General features: G+C 60.6%; 26 protein-coding genes. 9 read left to right on the forward strand and 17 right to left on the reverse strand.

Annotation, left to right across the window (positions count from 1 at the left end):
* Window positions 1-10 precede the first annotated feature (10 nt).
* The 7 genes from FHT79_RS10405 (at window position 11) to FHT79_RS10435 (ending at window position 3,913) form a co-directional block, all read left to right on the forward strand.
* Window positions 11-847: an ABC transporter permease subunit gene (locus FHT79_RS10405; RefSeq protein WP_047610188.1), complete on the forward strand. Its 837-nt coding sequence runs from the start codon at window positions 11-13 to the stop codon at window positions 845-847.
* A gap of 10 nt (window positions 848-857) precedes the next feature.
* Entirely contained in the window at window positions 858-1,682 is an 825-nt protein-coding gene (locus tag FHT79_RS10410; RefSeq protein WP_168333200.1) for an ATP-binding cassette domain-containing protein, read from the forward strand.
* Window positions 1,683-1,929: 247 nt separating this feature from the next.
* Window positions 1,930-2,253 (forward strand): metalloregulator ArsR/SmtB family transcription factor, encoded by a 324-nt coding sequence (locus FHT79_RS10415; RefSeq protein WP_047610184.1) that lies wholly within the window; start codon window positions 1,930-1,932, stop codon window positions 2,251-2,253.
* Window positions 2,250-2,660, forward strand: coding sequence for an SRPBCC domain-containing protein (locus FHT79_RS10420; RefSeq protein WP_183903343.1), 411 nt, complete (start codon window positions 2,250-2,252; stop codon window positions 2,658-2,660). Before FHT79_RS10415 ends, FHT79_RS10420 begins: the two co-directional genes overlap by 4 nt.
* Window positions 2,661-2,719: 59 nt before the next feature.
* Window positions 2,720-2,941 carry a hypothetical protein gene (locus FHT79_RS10425; RefSeq protein ID WP_047610181.1) on the forward strand — a complete coding sequence of 74 codons (222 nt, stop codon included), beginning with the start codon at window positions 2,720-2,722 and terminating at the stop codon, window positions 2,939-2,941.
* An 11-nt stretch (window positions 2,942-2,952) separates the two neighbouring features.
* Entirely contained in the window at window positions 2,953-3,423 is a 471-nt protein-coding gene (locus FHT79_RS10430) for a DUF1801 domain-containing protein (protein WP_168333202.1), read from the forward strand.
* Window positions 3,424-3,457: 34 nt separating this feature from the next.
* Window positions 3,458-3,913, forward strand: a complete 456-nt coding sequence (locus FHT79_RS10435; protein ID WP_063475037.1) for a DUF1801 domain-containing protein — start codon at window positions 3,458-3,460, stop codon at window positions 3,911-3,913.
* A 21-nt stretch (window positions 3,914-3,934) separates the two neighbouring features.
* On the opposite strand, the gene FHT79_RS10440 is transcribed toward FHT79_RS10435, so the two are convergent.
* From FHT79_RS10440 to FHT79_RS10455, 4 genes are all read right to left on the reverse strand, one after another.
* Window positions 3,935-4,411 (reverse strand): SRPBCC family protein, encoded by a 477-nt coding sequence (locus tag FHT79_RS10440; protein WP_168333203.1) that lies wholly within the window; start codon window positions 4,409-4,411, stop codon window positions 3,935-3,937.
* Window positions 4,408-4,749 carry a metalloregulator ArsR/SmtB family transcription factor gene (locus FHT79_RS10445; protein WP_168333204.1) on the reverse strand — a complete coding sequence of 114 codons (342 nt, stop codon included), beginning with the start codon at window positions 4,747-4,749 and terminating at the stop codon, window positions 4,408-4,410. The genes FHT79_RS10440 and FHT79_RS10445 overlap by 4 nt, the downstream gene beginning before the upstream one ends.
* Window positions 4,746-5,432 (reverse strand): glutathione S-transferase family protein, encoded by a 687-nt coding sequence (locus FHT79_RS10450; RefSeq protein WP_183903344.1) that lies wholly within the window; start codon window positions 5,430-5,432, stop codon window positions 4,746-4,748. The genes FHT79_RS10445 and FHT79_RS10450 overlap by 4 nt, the downstream gene beginning before the upstream one ends.
* 102 nt (window positions 5,433-5,534) lie before the next feature.
* Complete coding sequence (locus tag FHT79_RS10455) at window positions 5,535-6,353, reverse strand: methyltransferase domain-containing protein (protein ID WP_047610172.1); 819 nt, start codon at window positions 6,351-6,353, stop codon at window positions 5,535-5,537.
* Window positions 6,354-6,468: 115 nt separating this feature from the next.
* Between FHT79_RS10455 and FHT79_RS10460 the strand changes: the two genes are divergently transcribed.
* Window positions 6,469-7,191, forward strand: coding sequence for a DUF2270 domain-containing protein (locus tag FHT79_RS10460; protein ID WP_063475036.1), 723 nt, complete (start codon window positions 6,469-6,471; stop codon window positions 7,189-7,191).
* 60 nt (window positions 7,192-7,251) lie between these two features.
* Here the strand turns inward: FHT79_RS10460 and FHT79_RS10465 are convergent, their stop codons facing one another.
* The 4 genes from FHT79_RS10465 to FHT79_RS10480 form a co-directional block, all read right to left on the reverse strand.
* A complete protein-coding gene (locus tag FHT79_RS10465; protein WP_018242327.1) occupies window positions 7,252-7,518 on the reverse strand; it encodes an usg protein in 267 nt (88 codons plus the stop codon).
* 220 nt (window positions 7,519-7,738) lie between these two features.
* Window positions 7,739-8,569 (reverse strand): ABC transporter permease, encoded by an 831-nt coding sequence (locus FHT79_RS10470; protein ID WP_063475034.1) that lies wholly within the window; start codon window positions 8,567-8,569, stop codon window positions 7,739-7,741.
* Complete coding sequence (locus FHT79_RS10475) at window positions 8,566-9,372, reverse strand: ABC transporter permease (RefSeq protein ID WP_047610168.1); 807 nt, start codon at window positions 9,370-9,372, stop codon at window positions 8,566-8,568. Before FHT79_RS10475 ends, FHT79_RS10470 begins: the two co-directional genes overlap by 4 nt.
* A 113-nt stretch (window positions 9,373-9,485) precedes the next feature.
* Complete coding sequence (locus FHT79_RS10480) at window positions 9,486-10,259, reverse strand: transporter substrate-binding domain-containing protein (RefSeq protein WP_047610166.1); 774 nt, start codon at window positions 10,257-10,259, stop codon at window positions 9,486-9,488.
* Between the two features lie 331 nt (window positions 10,260-10,590).
* Between FHT79_RS10480 and FHT79_RS10485 the strand changes: the two genes are divergently transcribed.
* Complete coding sequence (locus tag FHT79_RS10485; RefSeq protein ID WP_183903345.1) at window positions 10,591-12,783, forward strand: OmpA family protein; 2,193 nt, start codon at window positions 10,591-10,593, stop codon at window positions 12,781-12,783.
* A 181-nt stretch (window positions 12,784-12,964) separates the two neighbouring features.
* Here FHT79_RS10485 and ugpC read toward each other — a convergent pair whose 3' ends face one another.
* From ugpC to FHT79_RS10530, 9 genes are all read right to left on the reverse strand, one after another.
* Window positions 12,965-14,053 (reverse strand): sn-glycerol-3-phosphate ABC transporter ATP-binding protein UgpC, encoded by a 1,089-nt coding sequence (gene ugpC / locus FHT79_RS10490; RefSeq protein ID WP_028758821.1) that lies wholly within the window; start codon window positions 14,051-14,053, stop codon window positions 12,965-12,967.
* A 117-nt stretch (window positions 14,054-14,170) separates the two neighbouring features.
* Complete coding sequence (locus FHT79_RS10495; RefSeq protein WP_028758822.1) at window positions 14,171-15,625, reverse strand: extracellular solute-binding protein; 1,455 nt, start codon at window positions 15,623-15,625, stop codon at window positions 14,171-14,173.
* 44 nt (window positions 15,626-15,669) lie between these two features.
* Window positions 15,670-16,698 carry a carbohydrate ABC transporter permease gene (locus FHT79_RS10500; RefSeq protein ID WP_018480741.1) on the reverse strand — a complete coding sequence of 343 codons (1,029 nt, stop codon included), beginning with the start codon at window positions 16,696-16,698 and terminating at the stop codon, window positions 15,670-15,672.
* Window positions 16,695-17,570 (reverse strand): sugar ABC transporter permease, encoded by an 876-nt coding sequence (locus tag FHT79_RS10505; RefSeq protein WP_028758823.1) that lies wholly within the window; start codon window positions 17,568-17,570, stop codon window positions 16,695-16,697. Before FHT79_RS10505 ends, FHT79_RS10500 begins: the two co-directional genes overlap by 4 nt.
* Window positions 17,567-18,499, reverse strand: a complete 933-nt coding sequence (rbsK, locus tag FHT79_RS10510; RefSeq protein ID WP_028758824.1) for a ribokinase — start codon at window positions 18,497-18,499, stop codon at window positions 17,567-17,569. Before rbsK ends, FHT79_RS10505 begins: the two co-directional genes overlap by 4 nt.
* Before the next feature lie 12 nt (window positions 18,500-18,511).
* Window positions 18,512-18,967, reverse strand: coding sequence for an RbsD/FucU family protein (locus tag FHT79_RS10515; RefSeq protein ID WP_028758825.1), 456 nt, complete (start codon window positions 18,965-18,967; stop codon window positions 18,512-18,514).
* Window positions 18,968-19,122: 155 nt separating this feature from the next.
* Window positions 19,123-21,510, reverse strand: a complete 2,388-nt coding sequence (locus tag FHT79_RS10520; protein ID WP_183903346.1) for an aldehyde dehydrogenase family protein — start codon at window positions 21,508-21,510, stop codon at window positions 19,123-19,125.
* A 5-nt stretch (window positions 21,511-21,515) separates the two neighbouring features.
* Window positions 21,516-22,529 (reverse strand): deoxyribose-phosphate aldolase, encoded by a 1,014-nt coding sequence (deoC, locus tag FHT79_RS10525; RefSeq protein WP_183903347.1) that lies wholly within the window; start codon window positions 22,527-22,529, stop codon window positions 21,516-21,518.
* 179 nt (window positions 22,530-22,708) lie between these two features.
* Window positions 22,709-23,431: a DeoR family transcriptional regulator gene (locus FHT79_RS10530; RefSeq protein WP_028758701.1), complete on the reverse strand. Its 723-nt coding sequence runs from the start codon at window positions 23,429-23,431 to the stop codon at window positions 22,709-22,711.
* Between the last annotated feature and the right edge of the window lie 268 nt (window positions 23,432-23,699).

The raw sequence follows: 23,699 nt of genomic DNA on the forward strand, positions 1-23,699 counted from the left end.
AGGACATTGCATGTCGACTTTCGATACTCCGTTCGTACGGTCTGTCGCTTCCGAAAAGGCCGCGAAGGCGGGTTTACGCCTGCCGTTGCCCGGCCTGGAGAAGCTGACGCCTTACCTGGTGCCGGTGGTGATCGTGGCCTTCTGGCAGCTTGCCTCCTCTGTCGGCTGGATCTCGTCGCGCATCATGCCGTCGCCGGCCGATGTCGGCCTCGCCTTCTGGTCGACGACGGTTTCCGGCCAGTTGCCGAACGACGTGCTGGTGAGCGCCGGCCGCGCCTTTGCCGGCCTTCTCGTCGGCGGCTCGATCGGTTTCCTGCTCGGCATTGCCAATGGCGTGTCGCGCATTTCCGAACAGCTGACCGATACAACACTGCAGATGCTGCGCACCATTCCGCACCTGGCGATGATCCCGCTCGTCATCCTGTGGTTCGGGATCGGCGAGGAATCGAAGCTCTTTTTGACCTCGCTCGGCGTGCTTTTCCCGGTTTATCTCAACACCTATCATGGAGTGCGCAATGTCGATCGCGACCTGATCGAGATGGGCAAGGTCTATGGCATGGGCAATTGGACGCTGTTCCGCAAGGTGATCTTTCCAGGCGCGCTGCCGTCGATCTTCGTCGGCTTGAGATATGCGCTGGGCATCATGTGGCTGACGCTGATCGTATCGGAATCGATCGCTGCATCGTCCGGCATCGGTCACATGGCCAACAATGCTCGCGAATTCATGATGACCGACGTCGTCGTGCTCGCCCTTGTCATCTATGCCGTGCTCGGCAAGCTTGCCGATGTCATCGCCCGGGCGCTGGAGAAGCGGACGCTCGCCTGGAACCCGGTCTATCAGAAATAGGAGAGACGCCATGACATCGATTGCGCATGAGCGTTTTCACGCTGCCGCCGACGAGCCGGCCTATGAATCTGCGGCGAAACGCATCGCCCCCGCGGGGGCGGCGGCGATCAGCCTGACGGGGCTTGAAAAGAGTTTTGGGACCAACCGCGTGTTGCGCAGCATCAACCTGCATATTCCGGCCGGCCAGTTCGTTGCCGTGATCGGCAAGAGCGGCTGCGGCAAGAGCACGCTGCTGCGCATCCTGATGGGCCTTGACGAGCCGAGCGCCGGCGAATTGCATTTCGAGGATGCCGAGGGCGCACAGGCGAGCCCGAATGCGCGCATCGTTTTCCAGGAGCCGCGGTTGCTGCCCTGGCTCAGCGTCGCCGACAATGTCGTGGTCGGGCTCGGTGACGGCATCGACCGACGGGCGGCGCTGAAGGCGACTGAGGCCGTGCTTGCCGAAGTCCAGCTTGGCGAGAAGACCGGCGAATGGCCGGCGCGGCTCTCCGGCGGTCAGCGGCAGCGTGTGGCGCTGGCACGGGCGCTGGTGAGCCGGCCGGGTGTGCTGGCGCTGGATGAGCCGCTCGGCGCGCTCGATGCGCTGACGCGGATCAGCATGCAGGAACTCATCAATCGCGTGTGGCGCGAACTCGGTTTCACCACTGTGCTCGTCACCCACGATGTCAGCGAAGCGGTGCATCTCGCCGATCGGGTCATCGTGCTCGACGAGGGGCGGATCGCGCTCGATCTTCCCATTCCCTATCCGCATCCGCGCCGGCATGGTAACCCCGACCTTGCCGAGCTCGAAGGCCGGCTGCTCGCCGCGATCCTGGGCACCGACGGCGGTCATTGATCCCAGCGCTGTTCGCAAAGCTGCATGATCTCGGCATAGGCGAGGCGTGTCGACGCGATCATGCATGACCGATGGCGAAATTGATAGGCGCATGGGTATGAGAAATCACTGTTCTCTGCCGAGGCATGCTGCTGCATGCGCGTAACTCACCAATAATGGCTCCCTCAAGTCGTCTTGCGCCAACTTGACTCACTCATACCTCTATGGCTATACGTATGACTCATAGCTATTGAGGTATGGATCGTAGATGTCGAACGCTCAGGACATGCTCTTCAGAACGCTCGCCGACCCGACCCGGAGGGCGCTTTTCGAGCGGCTGTGCCGTGAAGGAGAAAAGACGGTCGGAGCTCTGACGGCGCGGGCAGGGGTCTCGCAACCAGTCGTTTCAAAACATCTCGGAATCCTGAAGCAGGCCGGATTGGTGCGCGACCGCCACGAAGGTCGCCAGACGCATTATAGTGCCCAGCTCGGTGCGCTGGCGCCACTGGTCGACTGGACAAGTGAGATGGCGGGCTTCTGGCAAAGCCGTTTCGACGCGCTCGAAGATTTGCTGAAGAGGATGGATCAATGACCTATATATCGACCGAAACACGTTCCGTCGTGATCGAACGGGAGATGCATTTTCCCACGGACAAGATCTGGCGCGCGCTCACCCAGCCGCACCTGATCCAGGAGTGGCTGATGAAGAGTGACTTCAAACCGGTCGTCGACCACCGTTTCAACTTCAATGCCGATTGGGGCTCGGTCGACTGCCGGGTTCTGGAGGTCGAGCCGAACAAGACGCTCGCTTATAGCTGGGGCGCCTATGGCCTCGAAACCGTCGTCACCTGGACGCTCACGCCGACAGGCACGGGCACGCATCTGCGCATGGAACAGTCTGGTTTCCGGCCGGATCAGCGGCAGGCCTATGGAGGCGCCAGGAGCGGCTGGCCGCAGTTCTTCGAAAAGCTGGAGCAGGTTCTCGCGCGGACAGAGTGAGAGGCGCCCGCCCGGCAAGCAGCCCATCGTCAAGGCTCATTTCGAGGAGGAGGTCCCAATTGAACTGGAACAACTGGTTTCGGCAGATCCACCGATGGCTGTCCATTGCCTTTACGGTGGCGGTCATCGCCAATATCATCGCCATGGTGCGGGAGAAATCGTCCGTCTGGGTGGGCCTCTTGGCGCTGTTGCCGCTCACCTTGCTCCTGCTTACCGGTCTCTACTTGTTCGTGCTGCCATATGCCACCCGATGGCGCGGCGCGGGACGCAACGGCGGATAGGAGTGAAGGCGATGGCCGGCAAGACGTCCAAGACCGAAGCGAAGGTCACCAAGAAGGTAGCGGCCAAGCCGGCCACCGGGGAGCCAACGCTTCTCTCCGGCGGCAACCCTCAAATCGCCAAGGGTTACGGCGACGCTCCGGTGCAAGCCTATATCGCCGCCATGCCGGGCTGGAAAAGCGACGTCGGGCACCGCCTGGATGTGTTGATCACGCGCACGGTGCCCGGCGTATACAAGGCCGTCAAATGGAATTCGCCCCTTTACGGCATTGAAGGGCAGGGCTGGTTCCTCGGCGTTCATTGCTTCACGAAATACGTCAAGGTGGCTTTCTTCCGCGGCACGTCGCTGCATCCTCTGCCGCCCGGCCAATCCAAGCAGAAGGAAGTGCGCTACCTCGACATCCGCGAGAGCGACCAAATCGACGAAGCCCGGCTCGCCGCCTGGGTGGAGCAGGCCAGCCAATTGCCCGGCGAACGGATGTGAGCGGATGCCAGGCCGGCATCCAGCAACGACAACGATGAAGAAAGCGACAGCAGTCATGAAGAAGAGCGATTCCGGGGAAGGAAACGAGGGAGCCTCTCCCTCTCAGCTGATCGATGCGAGGATCGAGGAACTGCACGATTGGCGGGGCGAGATGCTTGCCCGCGTCCGCATGCTCATCCGGCAGGCCGAGCCCGCGGTGGTCGAGGAATGGAAGTGGAGAGGCGTTCCGGTGTGGGAGCGCGCCGGCATCATCTGCACCGGCGAGACCTATAAGAGCGTGGTGAAGCTGACCTTCGCCAAAGGCGCCTCGCTGGCGGATCCCTCAGGCCTCTTCAATTCCAGCCTTGACGGCAATGTCAGGCGCGCCATCGATTTTCATGAGGGCGACGAGATCGACGAGGAGGCGTTGAAGGCGCTCATTCGGAGTGCCGTCACACTCAACACTTCAACTCGCCCCGCCGGCTCGCGGAAGAAATCAAGCAACGCTTGACCCCTGGCAGATCGCCTGACGTCAATGAATCTGGCTTTCCTCGCGCTCGAGGAAGAGTTCCAGATTGTCGAGGCCGATTTCGGTGCCCTGGAGGCGGGCGCCGTTGTCGGCGTAGCCGTCGAGGAAGACCACCTGCTCTGTGAAGACCATTCTGGTGCCGCCGGGTTCGGCGTCGAAGGCGACGGTGGTCAACGAGGCGGAGATGCGGGTTTCACCGAGCTTCATTTCATAGGCATAGATGATGCGGGTATCGGGTACGATATCGATGTAATGGGCGTCATAGGCGTGCAGAAGGCCGTCGGTATCGGCGACGTGGTTTCTTTCCGTGCCGCCGGGGCGGAAATCGAGCCGGTAGTCGAGCGGCACCCAGTCACCATGGCAGGCAAACCATTGGCGCTTGGCCTCCGGCGCCGACCAGGCACGGAAGACGCGGGCAACCGGCGCTTTCAAATGGCGCTCGATGACGAGGGTGGCATGTTCGGCGGATCGTGTCGTCATTCGGGAAGGCCCTTTGTTTCATCGGCGAGAAATTGATCCAGCCTGTCGAAGGCGGTGGTCCAGCGGACCTTTCGCTGTTCCACCCAGCGTTCGACGGTGGCAAGCGCATCCTGCTGCAGGCGATAGGTTCGCACCCGGCCGGATTTTTCGGAGAGCACGAGGCCGCTCTCCTCCAGCACCTGCAGATGTTTCATCACCGTCGGCAAGGCAACCGCGAGCGGTGCGGCCAGTTCGGTAACGGAGGCCGGGCCGCGGCCGAGGCGATCGATCATGCCGCGGCGGCTGCGATCGGAAAGCGCATGGAACATACGGTCGAGATCCACCTGGCTTTCGATCATCCCGCCGTATCCTGGAAGCGGACCGGCAGCCTGTCTTTGTAGGGGTAGAACTTGAAGTAGGGGCGGGCCTCTTCCAGAACCCTTGCAAAGGACGGGCGCGCCAGCAGCCGATCATAATAGGCGCGAAGGTTCGGCTGTTCCTGAGTGAAGGGGATCAGCGTCTCGGCATAGAAGAGAGCAGGCGCTGCGGCGCAATCAGCCATGGTGAGGGCGTCGCCTGATATCCATTGCTTGTCGGCGAGTTGCTTTTCGATCATCGCATAGGCGGTGGCGAGCGTTGTCTTGGCGGCAGCTACCTCGATTTCGTCAGCCGCGCCCTCGGGCCGCCGGCGATTGCTGACGAGCGTCTGCATCGGCGCCTGGACATAATGGTCGAAGAAGCGGTCCCAGAGGCGGACCTGGAGCGCCCGGTCGATCTCTGGCGGCAGCAGGCGAACGGGGCCGGGATAATATTGCTCGAGATATTCGATGATGATCGATGTCTCGGGAATGGTGCTGTCGCGCGCCTCGTCCCGGAGCAGCGGCATCTTGCCTATCGGCCAGAAACGGAAAAGATCGGCGCGTGAGGTCTCATCGGAAAGGTCGACGATGCGATTTTCGAAGGGGGTGGCGTTTTCATAAAGCGCGATCAGCACTTTGTGGCAGAAGGAGGCGAGCGGATGCCCATAGAGCACGAGCGACATGCGGCAACCTTTCCTATCGTTGCGGTAAACTTTACCGATCGACTAACTATCAGGTTGCGACGTCTCAGGCAATAGATACTTCGCCAATCGTGCAAGTATCCGTCAGCCGATATAGCGAGCGATGACCAGATGGCCGGGTGTCGGCTGGCCGTCTTCCATACGCACGTTGATATCCGATATCTCGACGAGTTCGAAACCGGTGGCCGTCAGGCGTTCTCTTACATAGGCGTCGGCATGGGCGAAGCGCTGGTGCGGCCCGACCATGTAGGCGCGGCCGGCGAGGATTTCCTCGGGCAGGGTCTCCGAGGAGAAGATGAACAGGCCGCCCGGCGTCAGGTTCTCGGCGGCGCCGAAGAACAGCGGTTCGAGTGCGCCGAGATAGGGCAGCACGTCGGTGGCGGTGATGATGTCGAAGGCTTCCTCATCGTTGTCGTCGAGGAAATCCTCGACCTCGGCGACGAAGAGCGTCTCGTAAAGATCCTTCTCATGGGCGATCTCGACCATCTTCTCCGATAGATCGATGCCGGTCATGTCAGCGCAGAGATCGCGCAGTGCGCCGCCGGTGAGACCTGTGCCGCAGCCGAGATCGAGCAGTCGCTTGAACGGTCCGAGTTTCAGCGTCTGCAGTCGCTGGCGCACCAGCATCGGCACATGATAGCCGAGCTGCTCGACGAGCACGTCCTCGAAAACCTCGGCATGCTGGTCGAACAAGGTCTCGACATAGGCGTCGGGCGCCCTGACCGGCGTCTCGCCGCGGCCCATCGCGGCGATGCGCACGGCCGCACCGCCGTGATCGTCGGGATCGATTGCCAAGACTTCCTCATAGGCTGCAACGGCCGCGTCGACATCGCCGGCCTTTTCCAGCGCCAGCGCCCGGTTATAGGCCTCGCCAAGGGCTTCTTCGTCGATCTTCTTTGCCATAGCAGTCCATCGTCCTTTTGTTTCAAGCATGCGTCTAAGGCTGCTTTCGATGTTTTGCAATGGCGCGCTTGCGGGCGCAGAATGGCTGAAAAGAAGACGAAGGGAGGAACGAGCCATGAAAATGAAGGAAGACAGGACGTCATTGGTACGGGAAGGAGAGGGTGCACGGCCTTTGCTGCCAAGTACACCAGGCGAGGTTACGAACACGCTCATTCATTATTACCGCGGTGAACTCGGACGGATGACAAGTTGGCGCGACCGCATCGACCGAACCTCCAACTGGGCGATCACCGTGGTCGCAGCACTGCTTTCGGTGTCGCTGTCGACGCCGACTTCGCATCATGGAGTGCTGCTGTTCGGGATGATGCTGGTGACGCTGCTGCTGATGATCGAGGCGCGGCGTTACCGCTTCTTCGATATCTACCGTGCCCGCATTCGCCAGATCGAGCGCTGCTATTTCGCCGAGATTCTGGCGCCGGAGGCCGGGGCCGGCGGCGAATGGGCGATGGTGGTCGCCCGTAGCCTGCGCAAACCGCGCTTCCTGCTCAGCTATCAGGAGGCGATGCACCGCCGGCTCAAACGCAATTACGGCTGGATGTATTTCATCCTGTTGCTCGCCTGGTGCCTGAAGATCTCGACGCCGAAACTGCAGACGGAGGGCATGCCGGCGCTGCAGGCGCAGTCATGGGCCTATGTCATCGACAATGCCGTGCTCGGGCCGGTTCCCGGCCTTGCAGTCATTGCCATTGTCGTCGCCTTCTATCTCGGCATGCTCGCTTTCGCGCTTCGCCCGGATCGCGACGAAGGCGAATTCGGTCATGGCGAGGCGCATGTCTGACGCGGTCAGAACATGCCGCCCGAACCGCTCACACTTTTCGGCAGCCTGCTGCAGAGCCGATCAGTGCAGGATGAACTCGCCCTTCAGCGCCCGCCACTCGGTTGCCGAGATCAGCTTGCGGTGGATGTAGCGCACCGAATGCAGCGGCCCGTCGAGCTTCTCTTCCCAGAATTTCAGGAAGCCGCGCATTTCGGGAAAATCGGGGGCGAGATCGTAGTCCTGCCAGACATAGGTCTGCAGGATCGCCGGGTGGTCCGGCAGGTGGTAGAGGATCTGGGCGGTCGTAAGACCGTAGCCCTGCAATTGTTTTTCCATGTCCTTGTGCATCGCATTCCACTTCTTCTTGTTCCCACTCGCGCGCTTATTAGCGCTACGTGATATGGAAACATGCGAGTGGTTAATGAAATCTTTACAGATACTTCATAAAAGGACAATTTATTTTTTATATCAATGACTTGGCAGCATCATGCCGAGAGTGCTGCCAAGTCGGCTTTGTCTCATGCACGCGCTTATCCCAAAACTGCGACATGCGTTTCGGCGTCACGCATCAGCGCTTGAGATGCCGGGTCAGGCGGCGTTCGATCCAGGCCCAGAGATGGCGTAAGGCCTCGACGATGACGAGATAGAAGATCGCCGCCCAGAGATAGGTCTGGTAGTCGAAGGTGCGGGAGAAGGCGTAGCGAGTTTCGCCCATCAGGTCGAGGACGGTAATGATGGCGACGACCGCCGAGCCCTTGATCAGAAGGATGATCTCGTTGCCATAAGGGCGAAGCGCGACGATGAGAGCCTGTGGCAGGATGATTTTCCGGAAAGCGATGAACTTGTGGATTCCGAGTGCGGCGGCCGCCTCGTGCTGGCCATGCGACACGCTTTCGATCGCGCCGCGCAGAATTTCGGCCTGATAGGCCGCGGTATTGATGGTCATGGCAAACAGGCCGCAATACCAGGCATCGCGGAAGAACCACCAGATGCCGACGGCCTCAAGCTGCGGCCGGAATATGCCGAGGCCGTAATAGACCAGGAACAGTTGGGCAAGCAGCGGCGTGCCGCGGAAGAAATAGATGTAGCTGTAGGCCAGCGCATTCAGTACCCGGTTCTTCGACATGCGCGCCACGGCAAGCGGCAGCGACAGGATGGCGCCGCAGATGACGGAAATGAAAACGAGGCTCAGCGTTATCCAGAGACCATGGAGGTAGCGCGGACCGTAACGGGTGAATTTTTCCGGATCCCAGCCATTGACGACGGAAAAGACAAGAAGCGCTGCCAGCAGAGCCCAGACGGCGACGAAGATATAGCCGGCCATGCGCGCCGGCGTCATCGGTTTCATCACCTCGCGGGGCGCGGGCTGCGGTGGAATCAGCGTTTCGGCATAGCTCATCGACTGATCTCCGAACGCTTGGCCCAACGCTCGACATAGACGAGCAGGAAGGAGGAGAGGATGGCGAGCACCAGATAGAGGCAACAGGCCAGGCCATAGAAGAAGAAGGGTTCCTTGGTCACGCGCACGGCGACACTCGTCTGGCGGAGGATATCGGCAAGGCTGATGATCGAGACGTAGGAGGTGTCTTTCAGCAGCACCATCCAGAGGTTCGTCAGGCCCGGCAGCGCGATGCGCACGAGTTGCGGCAGGATGACCAGGCGCAGCGTGCGGCCGCGATGCAGGCCGAGCGAATCTCCCGCCTCATATTGTCCCTTGGGAATGGCGCGGAAGGCCGAGAGCAGCACCTCCGAACAGTAGGCGGAGAAGACGACCGAAAGCGCGATGACACCGGCGAGGAAGGCATTGATCTCGACGGGCGGCCCGTCATAGCCGACGAAGGTCAGCAGAGACTGGATGAGCATCTGCATGCCGTAATAGATGATGAAGAGCGTCAGAAGCTCCGGCAGGCCACGGAAGATCGTCGTGTAGATACCGGCCGCCAGCCGCAGCGACTTTTCCTCCGACTGCTGGCCGAGCGCTACCAGGAAGCCGATGACGAGGCCGATCGGCAGGGTGACGATCGCCACCGAAATCGTGACCTGCAGGCCAAGCGCGATCTCATCGCCCCAGCCGGTATCGCCACAGGCAAGAATCGTCGACTGACCCAACCAGGTAAAGATGCCAACGGGTCCGCATAGCGGATCGAAAATGTGCACAATCCAGCTCCAGAAGGAGCCGAGCGCGGAAAATAATCCGCCCATGCGTAAATTCCCCTCACGGCTTTTGCCGTTTTGATCTTGCCATCTTTGTCAAACAAAAATGGCGGAAGAGCAAGCCTTCCGCCATTACCTTCCTCGGCCAGATACCGAATTTCTTATTCGCCGTAAACGTCGAAGTCGAAGTACTTGTCCTGGATCTTCTTGTATTCACCGCTGGCGCGGATCGCGGCGATCGCCGTGTTCAGCTTTTCCTTGAGCGGATCGCCCTGACGGATGGCGATGCCTGCGCCGTTGCCGTTGATTTCCTTGTCGACCGGCAGCGTCGTCAGGATCTTGCAGCAGGCGCCGGCGTCGGACTTGACCCATTCGGAGAGAACGACGACGTCGTCGATGACGGCATCGACACGGCCACTGGCAACGTCCAGCTTGTATTCATCAGCCGTCGGGTAGAGCTTCAGCTCGGTGTCGGCGAGATGCTTCTCGGCATAGTTGGCGTGAGTCGTCGAGGTCTGCGCGCCGATCACCTTGCCCTTCAGGCCGGCGACATCCGCGATCGTCGAATCCTTCGGCACGGCGATTGCCGGCGGGGTGTTGTAGTACTTGTTGGAGAAGTCGACGAGCTTCAGACGCTCCGGTGTGATCGACATGGAGGAAACGATCATGTCGAACTTCTTGGCGTTGAGCGCCGGGATGATGCCATCCCAGTCGGTGCTGACGAAGGTACATTCCGCCTTCATCTCGGCGCAGAGCGCCTTGGCGATGTCGATGTCAAAACCCTGGATCGTGCCGCTGGCATCGACGAATTCGAAGGGCGGATAGGTCGAATCGGTGCCGATCACGTACTTCTCGCCATCGGCCATGGCCGAGCCGGCAAAAAGGGACATCGCCGCGATCGAGGCTGCCGCGAAAATACGGGTGGAGATATGCATGAGGATCCTCTCTGTTGGTAGCCGTCGCTCCTTTTTCTCTTGGGCTGACGGCCGCAGTTCAACGGTGCTGAGACCGCCTTGCGGCGATAATCAGACTTTTTTTCATGGAATTGCAACACAAATCCCATCGCAATTGGGCGGTGCAAATAGCGGGCGAGATGAACGTCGGCAGACTGCAACATTCACGCGAGGTTAATCCCGACCTCCCTAGAACCGGAACAAATCGGCGGCTCGGCGATTGCCATTCCGCCGTTTCGCCTCAATGCGAAGCTAGGGGCGGAACCAGGGCCTTGCGGCCTTCAAGAAGCTCAAACAGGATCGAGGAAACCCGATGGGCATGAAATCAAGATTGTTCGCGAGCGCGGCTTTTCCGCTGCTTTCTCTTTCGCTGGCGCTGCAGCCGGCATCGGCGATGGCGGCCGTACGCGACGTTGCGACGCAGGCCGCGGCCGTGCGGCAGGTCGAGCCGGGTAGCTTCGAGGTGGCGCAGGATGCGCCTTCCGAGGAGGAGTTGCTGAAGAAGAAAAAGCACAAGGAACAGGGGGAAGCCCCGGCCGAACAGGCGCCGGCCGCCGAGAAGCCGGCGCAGCAGGAAGCGCCCGCCGAAAAGCCGAAGGCCGAGCGGAAGGAAGCACCTGAACCCAAGGCAGAGCCGGAAGCGCCGAAGGCGGAGGCACCGAAGGAGGCGCCCGCGGAGCAGCCTGAAAGCAAGCCCGAGCGGAAAGCCAAACAGCAGGCCCAGCCCGAGGCAAAGCCGGAGGCCGCGCCGCAGCAGGAAGAGCAGCCGGTAACGCAGGAAAAGCCGAAGAAGCCGAAGAAGCAGGAGACGCAGCAGGCCGAGCCGGAGGCTCAGCCTCAGCCCGAACAGCAGCCGGCAACAAAGGAAGCTCAGCCGGAAACGGAACAGGCACAACCTGAAGTCAAGCCGGAAGGCGGCAAGCGGGAGAAGGGGCAGGATAAGGCCCAGGGCAAAGATAAAGGCAAGGGCAAGGCTGAGACTGCCGCTCCCGAGGCGGTGACACCGACCGAAGAACAGGCCAAGCCCGAAGCGAAGCCAGAGATGAAACCCGCAGCCGAGGCGCCTGCCAAGCAGAAGCCGACAAAGGGCGAGACTGCAACACCTGCAGAAAATGCCCCTGCGGCTAAGACGACCGAAGACAAGGCGGCAGCACCGGAAGCCGCGCCGGCCGAGAAGCCGAAGGACGGCACGGCGGCAAAGCCCGCCGGCGAGCAGCCCACCGGCGCCCCGCCGGCCGCGCCCGCGGCTGGCACTGCCCAGCCGCAGCCGGACGCCAACGGTGGCCAGCAGGTGGAGCAGGCTATTCCGGCACCGGAAAAGGTTTCGCCCGAGGAACTGGAGCGCCGCAAGAAGATCGCTGCAGATCCGGCCAAGAGCAATGAGACCGTCGTTCTGCCGGTCGAGAACGGCGCAGCCGTGCTCGACAGCGACAAGGATGCCGACCGCAGCAAGGGCCGCGAAGGCCGCCGCGACCGCGACCGGCAGCGCGCCGACAGCCAGGAAGTGAAGGTTCCGACCTCGGATGCCGATGCGCAGGCTGCCACCGGCGGCCAGGCGACGGCGCCGGTCAAGCTCGAGGCGGTGACTCGCGAGAAGGGCAGGAAGCTCGATGAGCGGCCGCAATTCGTCCGTCCCGACGGCGCGCGCTTCGACGACCGCGGCGACGACGACAGCCGGGTGATCATCCAGTACGACAACAGGACGATCGTGCGCGGCGACGACGACCGGCGCTTCCTGCGCGACGGCGAGCGGCCGAGCTACGAGGAGCTTTCAGGCGACCGCTACCGTGAGACGATCACGCGGCCGGAAGGCTACCGCATCGTGACGATCCGCAACCGCTACGGCGACATCATCCAGCGGTCGCGCGTCGACGCCCGTGGGCGCGAGGACGTGCTCTATTATTCGCAGGACCTCTATGACGATCCGGACCGCGACTATTTCGAGGATCCGGGCGCCGACCTGCCGCCGATGCGGCTGCGCGTACCGCTCAGCGACTACATCATCGACACGCGCAGCGACCCGAACCGGGACTATTACGAGTTCCTGAGCGAGCCGCCAGTCGAGCCTGTGGAACGCGTCTACTCGCTTGATGAGGTGAAGTATTCGGCCCGTATCCGCGACAAGGTGCGCCGCATCGACCTCGACACGATCACTTTCGCGACCGGTAGCGCCGAGATTCCGATGACCCAGGCGCGCACGTTGCGCAAGGTCGCCGACGCGATCAGCCAGGTGCTCCAGAAGGATCCGAGCGAGACCTTCCTGATCGAGGGGCATACCGATGCTGTTGGCTCAGACCAGAGCAACCTCCTCCTGTCCGACCAGCGGGCGGAATCGGTCGCCAACGTGCTCACCGACGTTTACGGCATCGCGCCGGAGAACCTCGCGACGCAGGGTTATGGTGAGCAGTATCTGAAGGTCAACACGTCGGGCCCCGAGCAGGAAAACCGCCGCGTCACCATTCGCCGCGTCACCCCGCTGGTCCGCCCAGTCGCGGCCAACAGGTAATGATGTTGCCCCTCTCCAGTTCCGGAGAGGGGCATTTCTCCTTTTGCGCGACGCGCTTTTGCGCGACGCGCTTTCGCGCCTATGCAGCGCTGCCAATGCCACGTATCTTTGAATTCATACCGAGCAGATCGCGATCTCCGCATGTCCTTTGATGGATCGCTGTATAGGGTCGCGGTGGTTCTTAGCCGACCGTGTCTCCGGTACTTTTAAGGAAGAAGTGCATTTTTTGGGGATCAATTGGAACGCTGATCCTGTCATCCGGGCCAACGCGCGAGGATGCGTCGATTTGGGCAGTAAAGGCTGCTGACCCGACCTTGCCGATCGCCAGTGTGTATGGACCGAGGGGCTCGATATCGGCGACATGGAGGCTCACAGTCGAAGCGTTTGGATCCCTGACGATCGTATGTTCCGGTCGGATTCCGAGAACCACGGACTGTCCCACTGCCGCCGAAAGGCGCTCGGCTCTTTGCGCAGGAATCGCAATGTCGACGTCACCCTCGGCTTGGAAGGCAATTCCACCGGAGGTTTGCACAAGTCGGCCCTCGATGAAATTCATGCTGGGCGAGCCGATGAAGGCAGCGACAAAGAGGTTCTTCGGGGATTCATATAGGGTGATCGGATCAGCGGCCTGCTCGATCCGCCCTTGATTCATAACCACGACCCGATCTGCCATCGTCATCGCCTCTACCTGATCGTGCGTAACGTAGACGATCGTGGTTTTAAGTCGGCGGTGTAAGAGCTTGATTTCTGTTCGCATTTCAATGCGCAATTTGGCGTCGAGGTTGGACAATGGTTCGTCGAACAGGAACACATCCGGCTGGCGGACAATCGCCCGGCCAATCGCCACACGTTGGCGTTGACCACCCGAAAGCGCGTTCGGCTTGCGTTTCAAATAGGCACCGAGATTGAGAATGCGCGCCGCATTTGCAACGGCGGCATCGATGTCCTGCTTCGGCGTTCCGCGCACCTTCATGCCGTAGCCGATGTTTTCGGCGACTGTCATATGCGGATAGAGCGCATAATTCTGAAACACCATCGAGCAATTGCGCAGACCCGGACGCAGCGCCGTAACATCGCGCTCGCCGATACGGATTTCCCCTGATGTCGTCTGTTCCAGCCCCGCGATCATCCGCAAGGTGGTTGTCTTCCCGCAGCCGGACGGCCCGACGAGAACCACGAATTCCTTGTCGGCAATTGCCAGATCGAGCGGAGGGATGACCTCAACGCTGCCAAAGGATTTGGTGACCTGATCCAAACGCACCTGGGACATGCTGTAACCTTTTCACGAGAATTCCATCGCCAGTTCTAAGCGGCGATCGTCTCCGTCTTCTTTCAACGATGCCTGATCCCATCCCGGCACTGCCGGGATGGGATGTTGCGGATGGGTTTATTTTGCAGGCAGGCCCATCGACGAACGATAGGCTGCCAGTTGCTTGTCGCGGCCAAACTCGTCCGTCAGCTTGTTCCATCCGGCAGCCACGGTATCCAGCGCCTGCTGCGGCGTCACTTCTCCTGCCAATGCCTTGGAAAGCTCGATCTCAAGAATTTCCGTATAGGAGAAATAGCCCGGCAGGCGCATGTCGAGCGCCGTGTTCTTGGCGGTTACCGCGTCCTTCTGGCTTCCAAGATATTCCTTTGCCTCACGCTCGGTGAATATCTTCGACCACAACGCCGTATTTGTCGTGTGCGATAGACGATAAGGATTGACGCCTGTGCCGCCGGTGATCGCCGCCTGACCGGAAACTGCCGGGCTCGTCAGGAACTGGATATAGTTCCAGGCCGCCTCCTGGTTCTTGGAAGACGACGGTACGGCTGCCTGCCAACCGCCGAAGGCCATGAAAGAGGTCTGGACGACGTGGTCGAACTTGTCCCACTTCTTGGTCTTGTAGTTCCAGATTTCGTCCGATCCCGGCAGTGATGCCGAGCCGACGCTACCGGCAACTTTCGACTGCTTCGGATCGGCGGCAATGACGCCGGTATCGCCCCAGCCGATCGACTCGGCGACCTGGCCTCCGGCAAAGGCCGCGTTCACTTCGCCGAACGAGAAGTTCAGCGCATTTGGCGGGGCCAGCTTCGACGCGCGAATATATTCCTCCAGACCGCGCACCCAGCCCGGATTGTTGACCTGCGCATCCATCGTGTCGGGATCGAAGAACATGCCGCCGGGATTGTCGGGATGGCTGGTGTATCCGGCGACGTGACTGAACAGGAACCAGAATTGCTGGCCACCACGGCGAAAGGCTTCCGCCGTGCCCCAGAGGCCCTTGTCCGGCTGCTGGAAGAACTCGGCGATGTCGAGATATTCCTTCCAGGTTTTCGGCGGCGCGAGATCATGACCATACTTTGCCTTGAAGGCGTTCTGGTTGTCGGCGTTCTCGAAAAGGTCGATGCGGTAGGTATAGGTATGCGCGTCACCATCCATGGTCTGTGACAGCACTTTGCCGTTCCAGACCATCAGTTGCTCGCGGTAAACCGGAGCGATGTCGTCCCAATCGGCACCCGATTGCATCGCCTTGGGCATTTCCGAGAGAAAATCGGTGAAGTCCGGCGCCCAGGCTGGTGCGAAGGCGACCACGTCGAACGTGTCTTCGCCCGAAGTCAGCGAGGTGACGATCTTGGGGTAGAGTTCCGACCACGGAAATTCCACCACATTCACCTTGCCGCAGGTCTTTTCCTCCCAGCCCTTGGCCGCGAGTTGCAGCGCAGAGGCGATATAAGGTCCCGTCTGCGTCGTGGCAGTCAGCGTGACACCGGTGTAGTCCGGTTCGCATGCGAGCGCGGATGTCGTGCCCGTTCCAGCAAGCAGTACCGCTGCCGTTGAACTCAGTAGTAATCTTCTCATGTTTTCCTCCCCGGAATTGAACAATGACTAGGGTTGTCGGACGGTCACTTTATTGCTCCCAAAAGCAGGCCGGACCGCATCAGCCTGCTCAAAATGCCCGCCATGACGACCATGGGTATGATCGCGACCAGGGCGGCTGCCGATATCGACCACCACTCGTCGCCGCGCTGGCTGTTTTGCCCTGCGACGAGAATGGGAAGGGTCTGCCATTTGGAACTGGTCAGGAAGAGCGCGAACAGGAACTCGTTCCAGACGAAGGCGAGGGTGATCATGAATGTCGCGATCAGGCCCGGCTTGGACATGGGCAGGACGATACCGAAGAAAATTCTCCACGAAGGCACATTGTCGACCATCGCCGCCTCTTCGACTTCAACCGGCAGTGCCGCAAAGAAATCGCGCATCAGCCAGATCACGATCGGCAGTGAGAAGGCGACATAGGCGAAGGTGAGGCCTGTATAGGTGTCGACCAGCTTGAACCCCAACTTGCCCATTTCCGTATACATCAGGAACAAGGCAAAGGCGGCGACGATCGGCGGAAACATGCGCTGGCTCACAAACCAGAAGACGATATCATCATTGCCGAGGAGTGGCCCCGGAAGCTTGATACGGCTGGAGCCGATGGCGAGCGCAAGCGCTGCAACAAAAGCAAAGATCAGCGATATAGCCTGCCCGTAGCCCAGCACATGGCGGCCGAGCAGATATCCGCCGAAGGCAACGACGACGAAAATCACGCCGGACAGCAGCTTGACCTCGAAGGTGAAGCGCACCAGCGCATAGGCTGCCATCGATCCGATGAAGGTGGCCAGCACCGATGCGGACAGCCCGACGATCGTCGAGGCGATGAAGGTGTTGTAGAACTGGCCGCGTGCGCCCGACAGAAGCTCGCTCCAGGCTGTCAGCGTCGGGTCGAAGTCGACAAATGGAATATAGGTCGGCCCGCCGACGACGCCGAGCGGCGACTTGAACGAGGTGATCGCGACCCAGTAAAGCGGAAAGAAGGTGAAGGCCAGCCAGAGCAGGCAGCCTGCAAGCGCCCACCAGCGGCCGGATCCCTTGAGGTCACGCACGCTCATTTGTGCTTCTCCAGATAGGGCTTCAGGATGGCGAGATAGACCAGCCCGATCACGGTGATGACGATCAGGAACAGGAAGGACAGGGCGGAAGTGTAGCCGAGGTTGAACTTCTTGAAGCCCTCCTGATACGCGAACAAGGTGAGCGTTTCCGTGGAAATGCCAGGCCCTCCGCCTGTCATGACGAACACCGTATCGATGATCTTGTAGCTTTCGATGAGGCGGATGAAGACCACAGCCACCGAAATCGGCAGCATCATCGGGAAGGTGATCCCCCAGAACTGCTGCCAGGGGCTGGCGTTTTCAAGCGCGGCGGCCTCGTAGACGTCCTCCGGCAGGGTTTGCAGCCCGGCAAGCAGCATCAGGATGACGAAGGGTGTCCACTGCCACACTTCGACGGAAATGATGGCTCCGATAGCCCATCTGGTCTGCGTCAGAAACGGCAGATTGGGAAAGCCGAAGGCGGTCATCAACTCGTTGAGCGGGCCCATCGTGGGATTGAGGATCTGGCGGGCGATGAGTGCAACGGCAACGGGCGCCACCAGCATCGGCACCAGGAAGCTCACCCGGAACAAACCTTCGCCGGGCACGCGACGGTTGAGCGCCAGCGCCACGGAAAAACCGATGACATATTGCAGCGTCACCGCGACAAAAGCGATGATCGTCGTCGTCCAGGCGACATTCCAGAAGCGCGGATTCTGAAGCAGTTCCATATAGTTGCCGAAGCCGACGAAATGCGCGGGGATCGGCGGCACCAGCCGCAGGCTCATGAAGCTGGTGGTCAGCGAATAGATCAGCGGAAAGATCGAGATCACCAGCACGATCAGCAGTGCCGGCCAGATGAAGACGTGCTTGATCGGATCGTTGCGGGTCATGCCGCGCCTCCTTGCCGGAGAAGCGCCTCGATTTCCTCGATCTTCGGCATTGCAGGCGCGGTACCCCGCCGCGTCACCGCGATACCGGCGGTCGCGCAGCCGAAACGCACGGCCTCGACCGGAGTAGCGCCCCGCGAGAGTGCCGCCGAGAAGCCACCGACAAATGCGTCGCCGGCGCCTGTGGTATCAATGACTGCTCCCGACGAGACGGCCGGAACATGAACCGATTGCCCCGCCGTATGATACAACACGCCGCGACCACCCAGCGTGATCAGCGCGGCTTTCACGCCCTTGGCAAGAAAGGCGTCGCCAGCCCGTCTGGCCTCGTCGAGCGTGTCGAGCGGAAAGCCGACGATAGCGGCTGCCTCGGTTTCGTTTGGCACGATATAGTCGCAGAGCGGATAGATCGTGTCCGGAAACGGCTCGGCCGGCGCTGGATTGAAAACTGTGGTCACGCCGGCCGCATGGGCGATTTCGAGGGCGCGCTGCGCCGCTTCGGCCGGTTGTTCGAGCTGGGTGACGAAAACCGCCGATTGCTCGATGGTTTCGCGTGCCGCCTCGACATCACCAACGCCGATGGTGCCCGCGGCACCTGGATAGACGATAATCGCATTGTCGCCGTTACCGTCATTGACGTAGATGAAGGCAGCGCCGGTCGGCATATCGTCCATCTGGACAACCTTCGGCGTCACGCCCGCTTCCGCATAGGTCTTCAGCGCCATATCGCCGAACGTGTCGCGGCCGATCTTCGAGATGAAGGAGACTGTTCCCCCGGCGCGGGCTGCGGCGACAGCCTGGTTGGATCCCTTGCCGCCCGGGCCCACTGCAAAACCGGTCCCGGTGATTGTCTCGCCAATGTTTGGCATGCGCTTGGCCAGATAGGCCGTATCGGCGACGAAAATCCCGAGGATCGAAACACCCACCTTCATTATCGTTTCCCTTCAAACGGCTTCCGGCGGAATCACGCCTTTGGTGAACAGGAAGCAGCCGTAGAAGCGGTTTTCGCCCGTGGTGATGACGCAATAAGCCTTTTTGGCTTCCTCATAGAAGGCGAAACGCTCGATGCCATACATCGGCGCCGGCTTGCCCTCGGCGCTGTCGATGACGGCCTGGACTTCCTGCTGCACTGGAGGGATCTCGTCCGGCGCGCCCATGATTTCCATTCGCCCGGCAGACGGCTGCAGCGGCGTATCCAGCGGCATCACCGAAAGAATAGCCTTGATGGCGCGGGCAGCGGACACATTGTCTATCCGCAACAGCTTGCCGAGCACCGTTTGCCGGGCAATCGAATCCGAAGGAAAATTGGTGTCGGAAACAACGACCGTGTCGCCATGCCCCATGGACCGGAGCGCGTGCAGCACATCCGCGTTCAGAGCCGGATCGATATTCTTCAGCATGGAAGTCCTCCCTTAATTGCACTATTTCGCGGCTCGTGCCGCGGAACAGACCCCACAATCGCAGCTCCGTTACAGCTCTGCGATTCCCTCAAATTCCGTTGTTCTCGCCTGCCGGTGCGGTTCTCCTCCCGCCCGGATGACCAGAGCTGGAGCCCTTATTCTCCGTAGGGGATCCAGATATTCTTCACATCCACAGCGCGGCGAAGGTATAGCGCGCCCTCGGCAGCGGCTCGGTCCATCCAGTCCGTCGCCTTGCCATTGTCTACGAAGGTCCGCTTGAGATTGCCCGAAGACAGCTTCTCCACCGTCGTCGACAATTCCGCGGAGCCGAAGGCCCACAACGCATCAACGTCATTGTGCGCGGCAAGGATCTTTGCCAGCTCCATCGCCGACCCGGTGACGATGTTGACGACACCGGCAGGCACATCCGATGTTTCCAGAACGGAATAGAAATCCGTCGCCGAAAGCGGGAAGGGCTCGCTCGGCACCGCGACGACACGATTGCCGGTGGCAATCAACGGCGCAACCAGACTGATAAAGCCGAGCAGCGGCGCTTCCGGCGGGCAAATGACGCCTACGACGCCGATGGCTTCCGGCATGGCCAGGGCAACGCCGCGAAGCGGCGGCTGGTGAATGCCGCCTTCATATTTGTCCGCCCAGGCTGCGTAGGTGAAGAGGCGCGAAATCGCGGCGTCGACCTCGGCATTTGCATTGGCTGCGGACGCTCCGGTCATCCCTGTTATCCGCGAGGCGAACTCATCGGCGCGACCATTGAGGTTTTCGGCGATGTAATAGAGGATCTGAGCGCGGTTATGCGTGGTGGCATTCGACCAGGCGGAGGCGGCCTGTGCGGCAACCACGGCATTGCGGATGTCCTTGCGGTTGCCCTCGCCGACCTCTCCGACCGCCTTGCCTTTGGGGGAGGCGATGACACGGGAATAATTGCCGTCCGGGCGCGCCTGCTTGCCGCCGATGAAGAGCTTTGCCGTCCGGTCGATGGTTGGCAGGGCAAAATCGCCGGCAACCGGCTTCACTTGCGAAAGTGCGGGCATTGCTGCGCGCGCCTTGCGACCGACCCAAGCCTTCGGCTTCAGATATTCGTAGCAACCTTCCCGTCCGCCTTCACGGCCGAACCCGGACTCGCGCTTGCCACCAAAACCGACGGCGGCGTCAAAAAGATTGGTGGCATTCACCCAGACCACGCCGGCTGCGAGCTTTGCCGCAACGTTCAGCGCCAAGCCGATCGTCTCGCTCCAGACACTGGCGGCGAGGCCGTAGCGGGTATGATTGGCAAGCTGGACGGCTTCTTCCGGTGTGCGGAAAGTCATGGAGACCGCAACCGGCCCGAAGATTTCCTCGGTCGCGACGATCGATGTCGGCTGCACGCCGCTGAGAAGCGTCGGCGGGTAGAAGCAGCCGCCTTTCGGCAGGTCGATCTTCGCCTGATGCAGCGTCGCGCCTTCTGAAACTCCCTTTTTCACCAGGGTTTCGATACGTGTCAATTGCACGGGTGCGATGATCGCACCCATATCGATGCACTTGTCCAAAGGCTGACCGACCCGCAATGTCTGCATGCGGCGCTTCAGCCGCTCATGGAAAAGATCGGCAATGCCTTCCTGGACCAGAAGCCGCGAACCCGCGCAGCAGACCTGCCCCTGGTTGAACCAGATCGCGTCGACCACGCCTTCCACGGCGCCGTCGATATCGGCGTCGTCAAAAACGACGAAAGGTGACTTGCCGCCGAGTTCCAGCGTCAATGATTTGCCGCTGCCTGCGGTACGCTCGCGAATAACGCGCCCGACTTCTGTCGATCCGGTAAAGGCAATTTTGTCGATATCCTCATGCCCGACGAGCAGCGCGCCGGTTTCGCCTTCTCCCGTCACGATATTGAGCACGCCCGCCGGAAGGCCCGCCGCAGATGCCAGTTCGGCAAAGAGAAGCGCCGTCAGCGACGTGAATTCGGCAGGTTTCAGGATAACGGTATTGCCGAGCGCCAAAGCTGGCGCCACTTTCCAGGCCAGCATCAGGAACGGGAAATTCCATGGGATGATCTGGCCGATGACGCCCACCGGCACATGGTCGGCGAATTCCGTGTCCTGGATTTGCGCCCATCCGGCGTGATGATAGAAATGACGGGCTGCCAGCGGCACGTCGAGATCGCGGGTTTCGCGGATCGGCTTGCCGTTGTCGATGGCCTCGACCACAGCAATCAGACGTGCATGGCGCTGGATCATCCGGGCAAGTGCATAGAGATGGCGCGCCCGCGCGTGGCCCGGCAATCGCGCCCATGACGCCTGCGCCTTGCGGGCCGCAGCAACCGCGTTGTCCACATCCGCCGCACCGCCGCTGGCGAGCTTCGCCAGGACCTTGCCGGTGGCTGGCTCGAACGTGTCGAAACTCTTGCCCGATACCGAGGGCACGAACGCGCCATTGATGAAGTGACCGAAACCGAAAGCGTGGCGCGCCAGCCAGTCGCGCGCTTCGATATCGGATTCAGGGGCAGGGCCGTAGGACATTTCGTCGAAATACTTGGCAACAGTCATCTGGATCATCCAATCGGGTGTCTGTTGAGGGCCGAATAGGCACCGGTGACATGATGCTCCAGCTGCCGTTCGATATCAGCAAGCAAGCTCGATGCACCGATGCGGAAGAGATCGGGCTCCAGCCATTCGCGCCCCAGTTCGTCCTTCATCAGGAACTGGTAGTTTAACACGTCCTTCGCCGCGGAAATGCCACCGGCCGGCTTGTAGCCGATCTTGATGCCGGTGCGCTCGTAATAGGCGCGGATCGCCCGCAGCATGGTCAATGTCACGGCCAGCGTCGCATTGACGCCTTCCTTGCCGGTCGAGGTCTTGATGAAATCGGCGCCCGCCATCATGCAGACCAGCGAGGCCCTGGCGACATTGCGCAGCGTCTTCAGGTCGCCGGTCGCCAGAATGGCCTTGACATGCGCATCACCGCAGGCGGCGCGGTATTCTTTCATTTCCTCGTAGAGTGCCGTCCAATTGCCGGTCAGCACATGCTCGCGGGTGATGACGATGTCGATTTCCTTGGCGCCATCGGCAACCGATGCCTCGATTTCCTTGACCTTGAGGTGGTGCGGGCTGAGGCCGGCGGGGAAACCGGTCGAAACCGCTGCGACCGGAATGCCGGAATCGCCGAGCGCCTCGACGGCTGTTGCAACAAAACGATGGTAGACGCAGATGGCGCCGGTCGTGATCGAACGGCCGCTCATGCCAAGCGAATCGAGAAGGTCGGCGCGCACCGGATTCATCGCCTTCGCGCACAACCGCTTGACGCGCTCGGGGGTATCGTCGCCGTTCAACGTCGTCAGATCGATGCAGGTAACCGCCTTCAGGAGCCAAGCCGCCTGTGCGTCTTTTTTGACGGTCCGGCGTCCGGGAAGCGAGGCTACGCGGCGCTCGGTGGCAGACAGGTTGACCCGAGCATCAAGAACCCACGACAGATCGAGTTCCATACCGGCATTGCGCGGCCGGTTATGGGTGCGCTCCGGCGATTGCGAGGGGGCGTTTGCCGCATTGTGAACAGCAACGGTTTCCAAATAGAATCCTCCCGGGCAGGGCGTGAAGATCCTGTTGCTATCAGTGCAGATGCGCGCAGCGGAAAGCGGTCTTCACAATCAACTCAAATGTTAGTTTTTTTTCATTGTTTGTGACAGTTGCATCACCTGGCTGTCGCGTCAAGTTAGATTTCGACAGGTGCAGAAAAAATGCGGATTTGTCAGTCGAAATCGCTCATGCCGTTTTCGGTAATGACCGCATCGAACGCCTTCATCTCGCTGAAAAAGGCTGGCTTCAGCTTGCCGATCTTGCTGCTGTCGGCGAGAAGAATATTCTTCCGTGCGCGGGACATCGCCTTTTTCTTGATCTCCGCTTCGTGGAAATGTGCGCATGTCGCGCCACGCCGGGCATCGATACCGGCTGCAGAAAGGAATGCCACGTTGATCACCAGCGAATCGAGCATTTCCAGCCCCGAGGCACCGGAAAAGCTTGCCGATGCGGGGTGATAGAGACCGCCGAGCATAACGAGGCGAACGTTGGGTTTTCGCGTCAGACGATCGGCGACGTTCAGCGCGTAACAGATCGCCGTTATATGAATCTTGTCTGGGAGAAGATCGACCAGATAGGGCAAGGTGGTGCCGCAATCGAAAAAAACGGTATCATCATCGTGAATGTAATCAATGGCTTGTGTGCAGATCTGCCGCTTTGCCGCGGCATGGCTGTCGGCTGCCCTGGAAATTTCATAGGCATCGTTCTCCGCTTCGACAGCCGGAACGATATGGCCGCCCAGGAACGCGAACTGGCCTGCATTGGCGCTGACATCACGCCGAACCGTCATTTCCGAGACGCCCAGGATCTCGGCAGCATTCTTGATGTGCAGAATGCGATGTTGTGAAAGGGCCTCGGATAAGACTGCGATGCGCCGGCCCCTGCGACTATCCATATCGCGTGTCTCCCTTATCGTTCACACTGGAATAGTGTTCTGACGAAAATTTAACAAGGACTGCCATTCCCGAGTCTCGTTCGGCCGTGGACCTGCGATTCGGCATTTGCGCCGAGACACAGTTTCTGCACCAGCCGGTTGCGCCCGACATGGCATATCGCTTCAATTTTATAGGGAACCTCCTCAAATTGAAATGAGAATTTGTGACTGATCTTCCATTTTTTGATGGAATAGTCACAAAACTGTATAAATGGCGCCGACTTGGCCG

Source organism: Rhizobium sp. BK212, assembly GCF_014197475.1.
GTDB lineage: Bacteria > Pseudomonadota > Alphaproteobacteria > Rhizobiales > Rhizobiaceae > Rhizobium > Rhizobium anhuiense.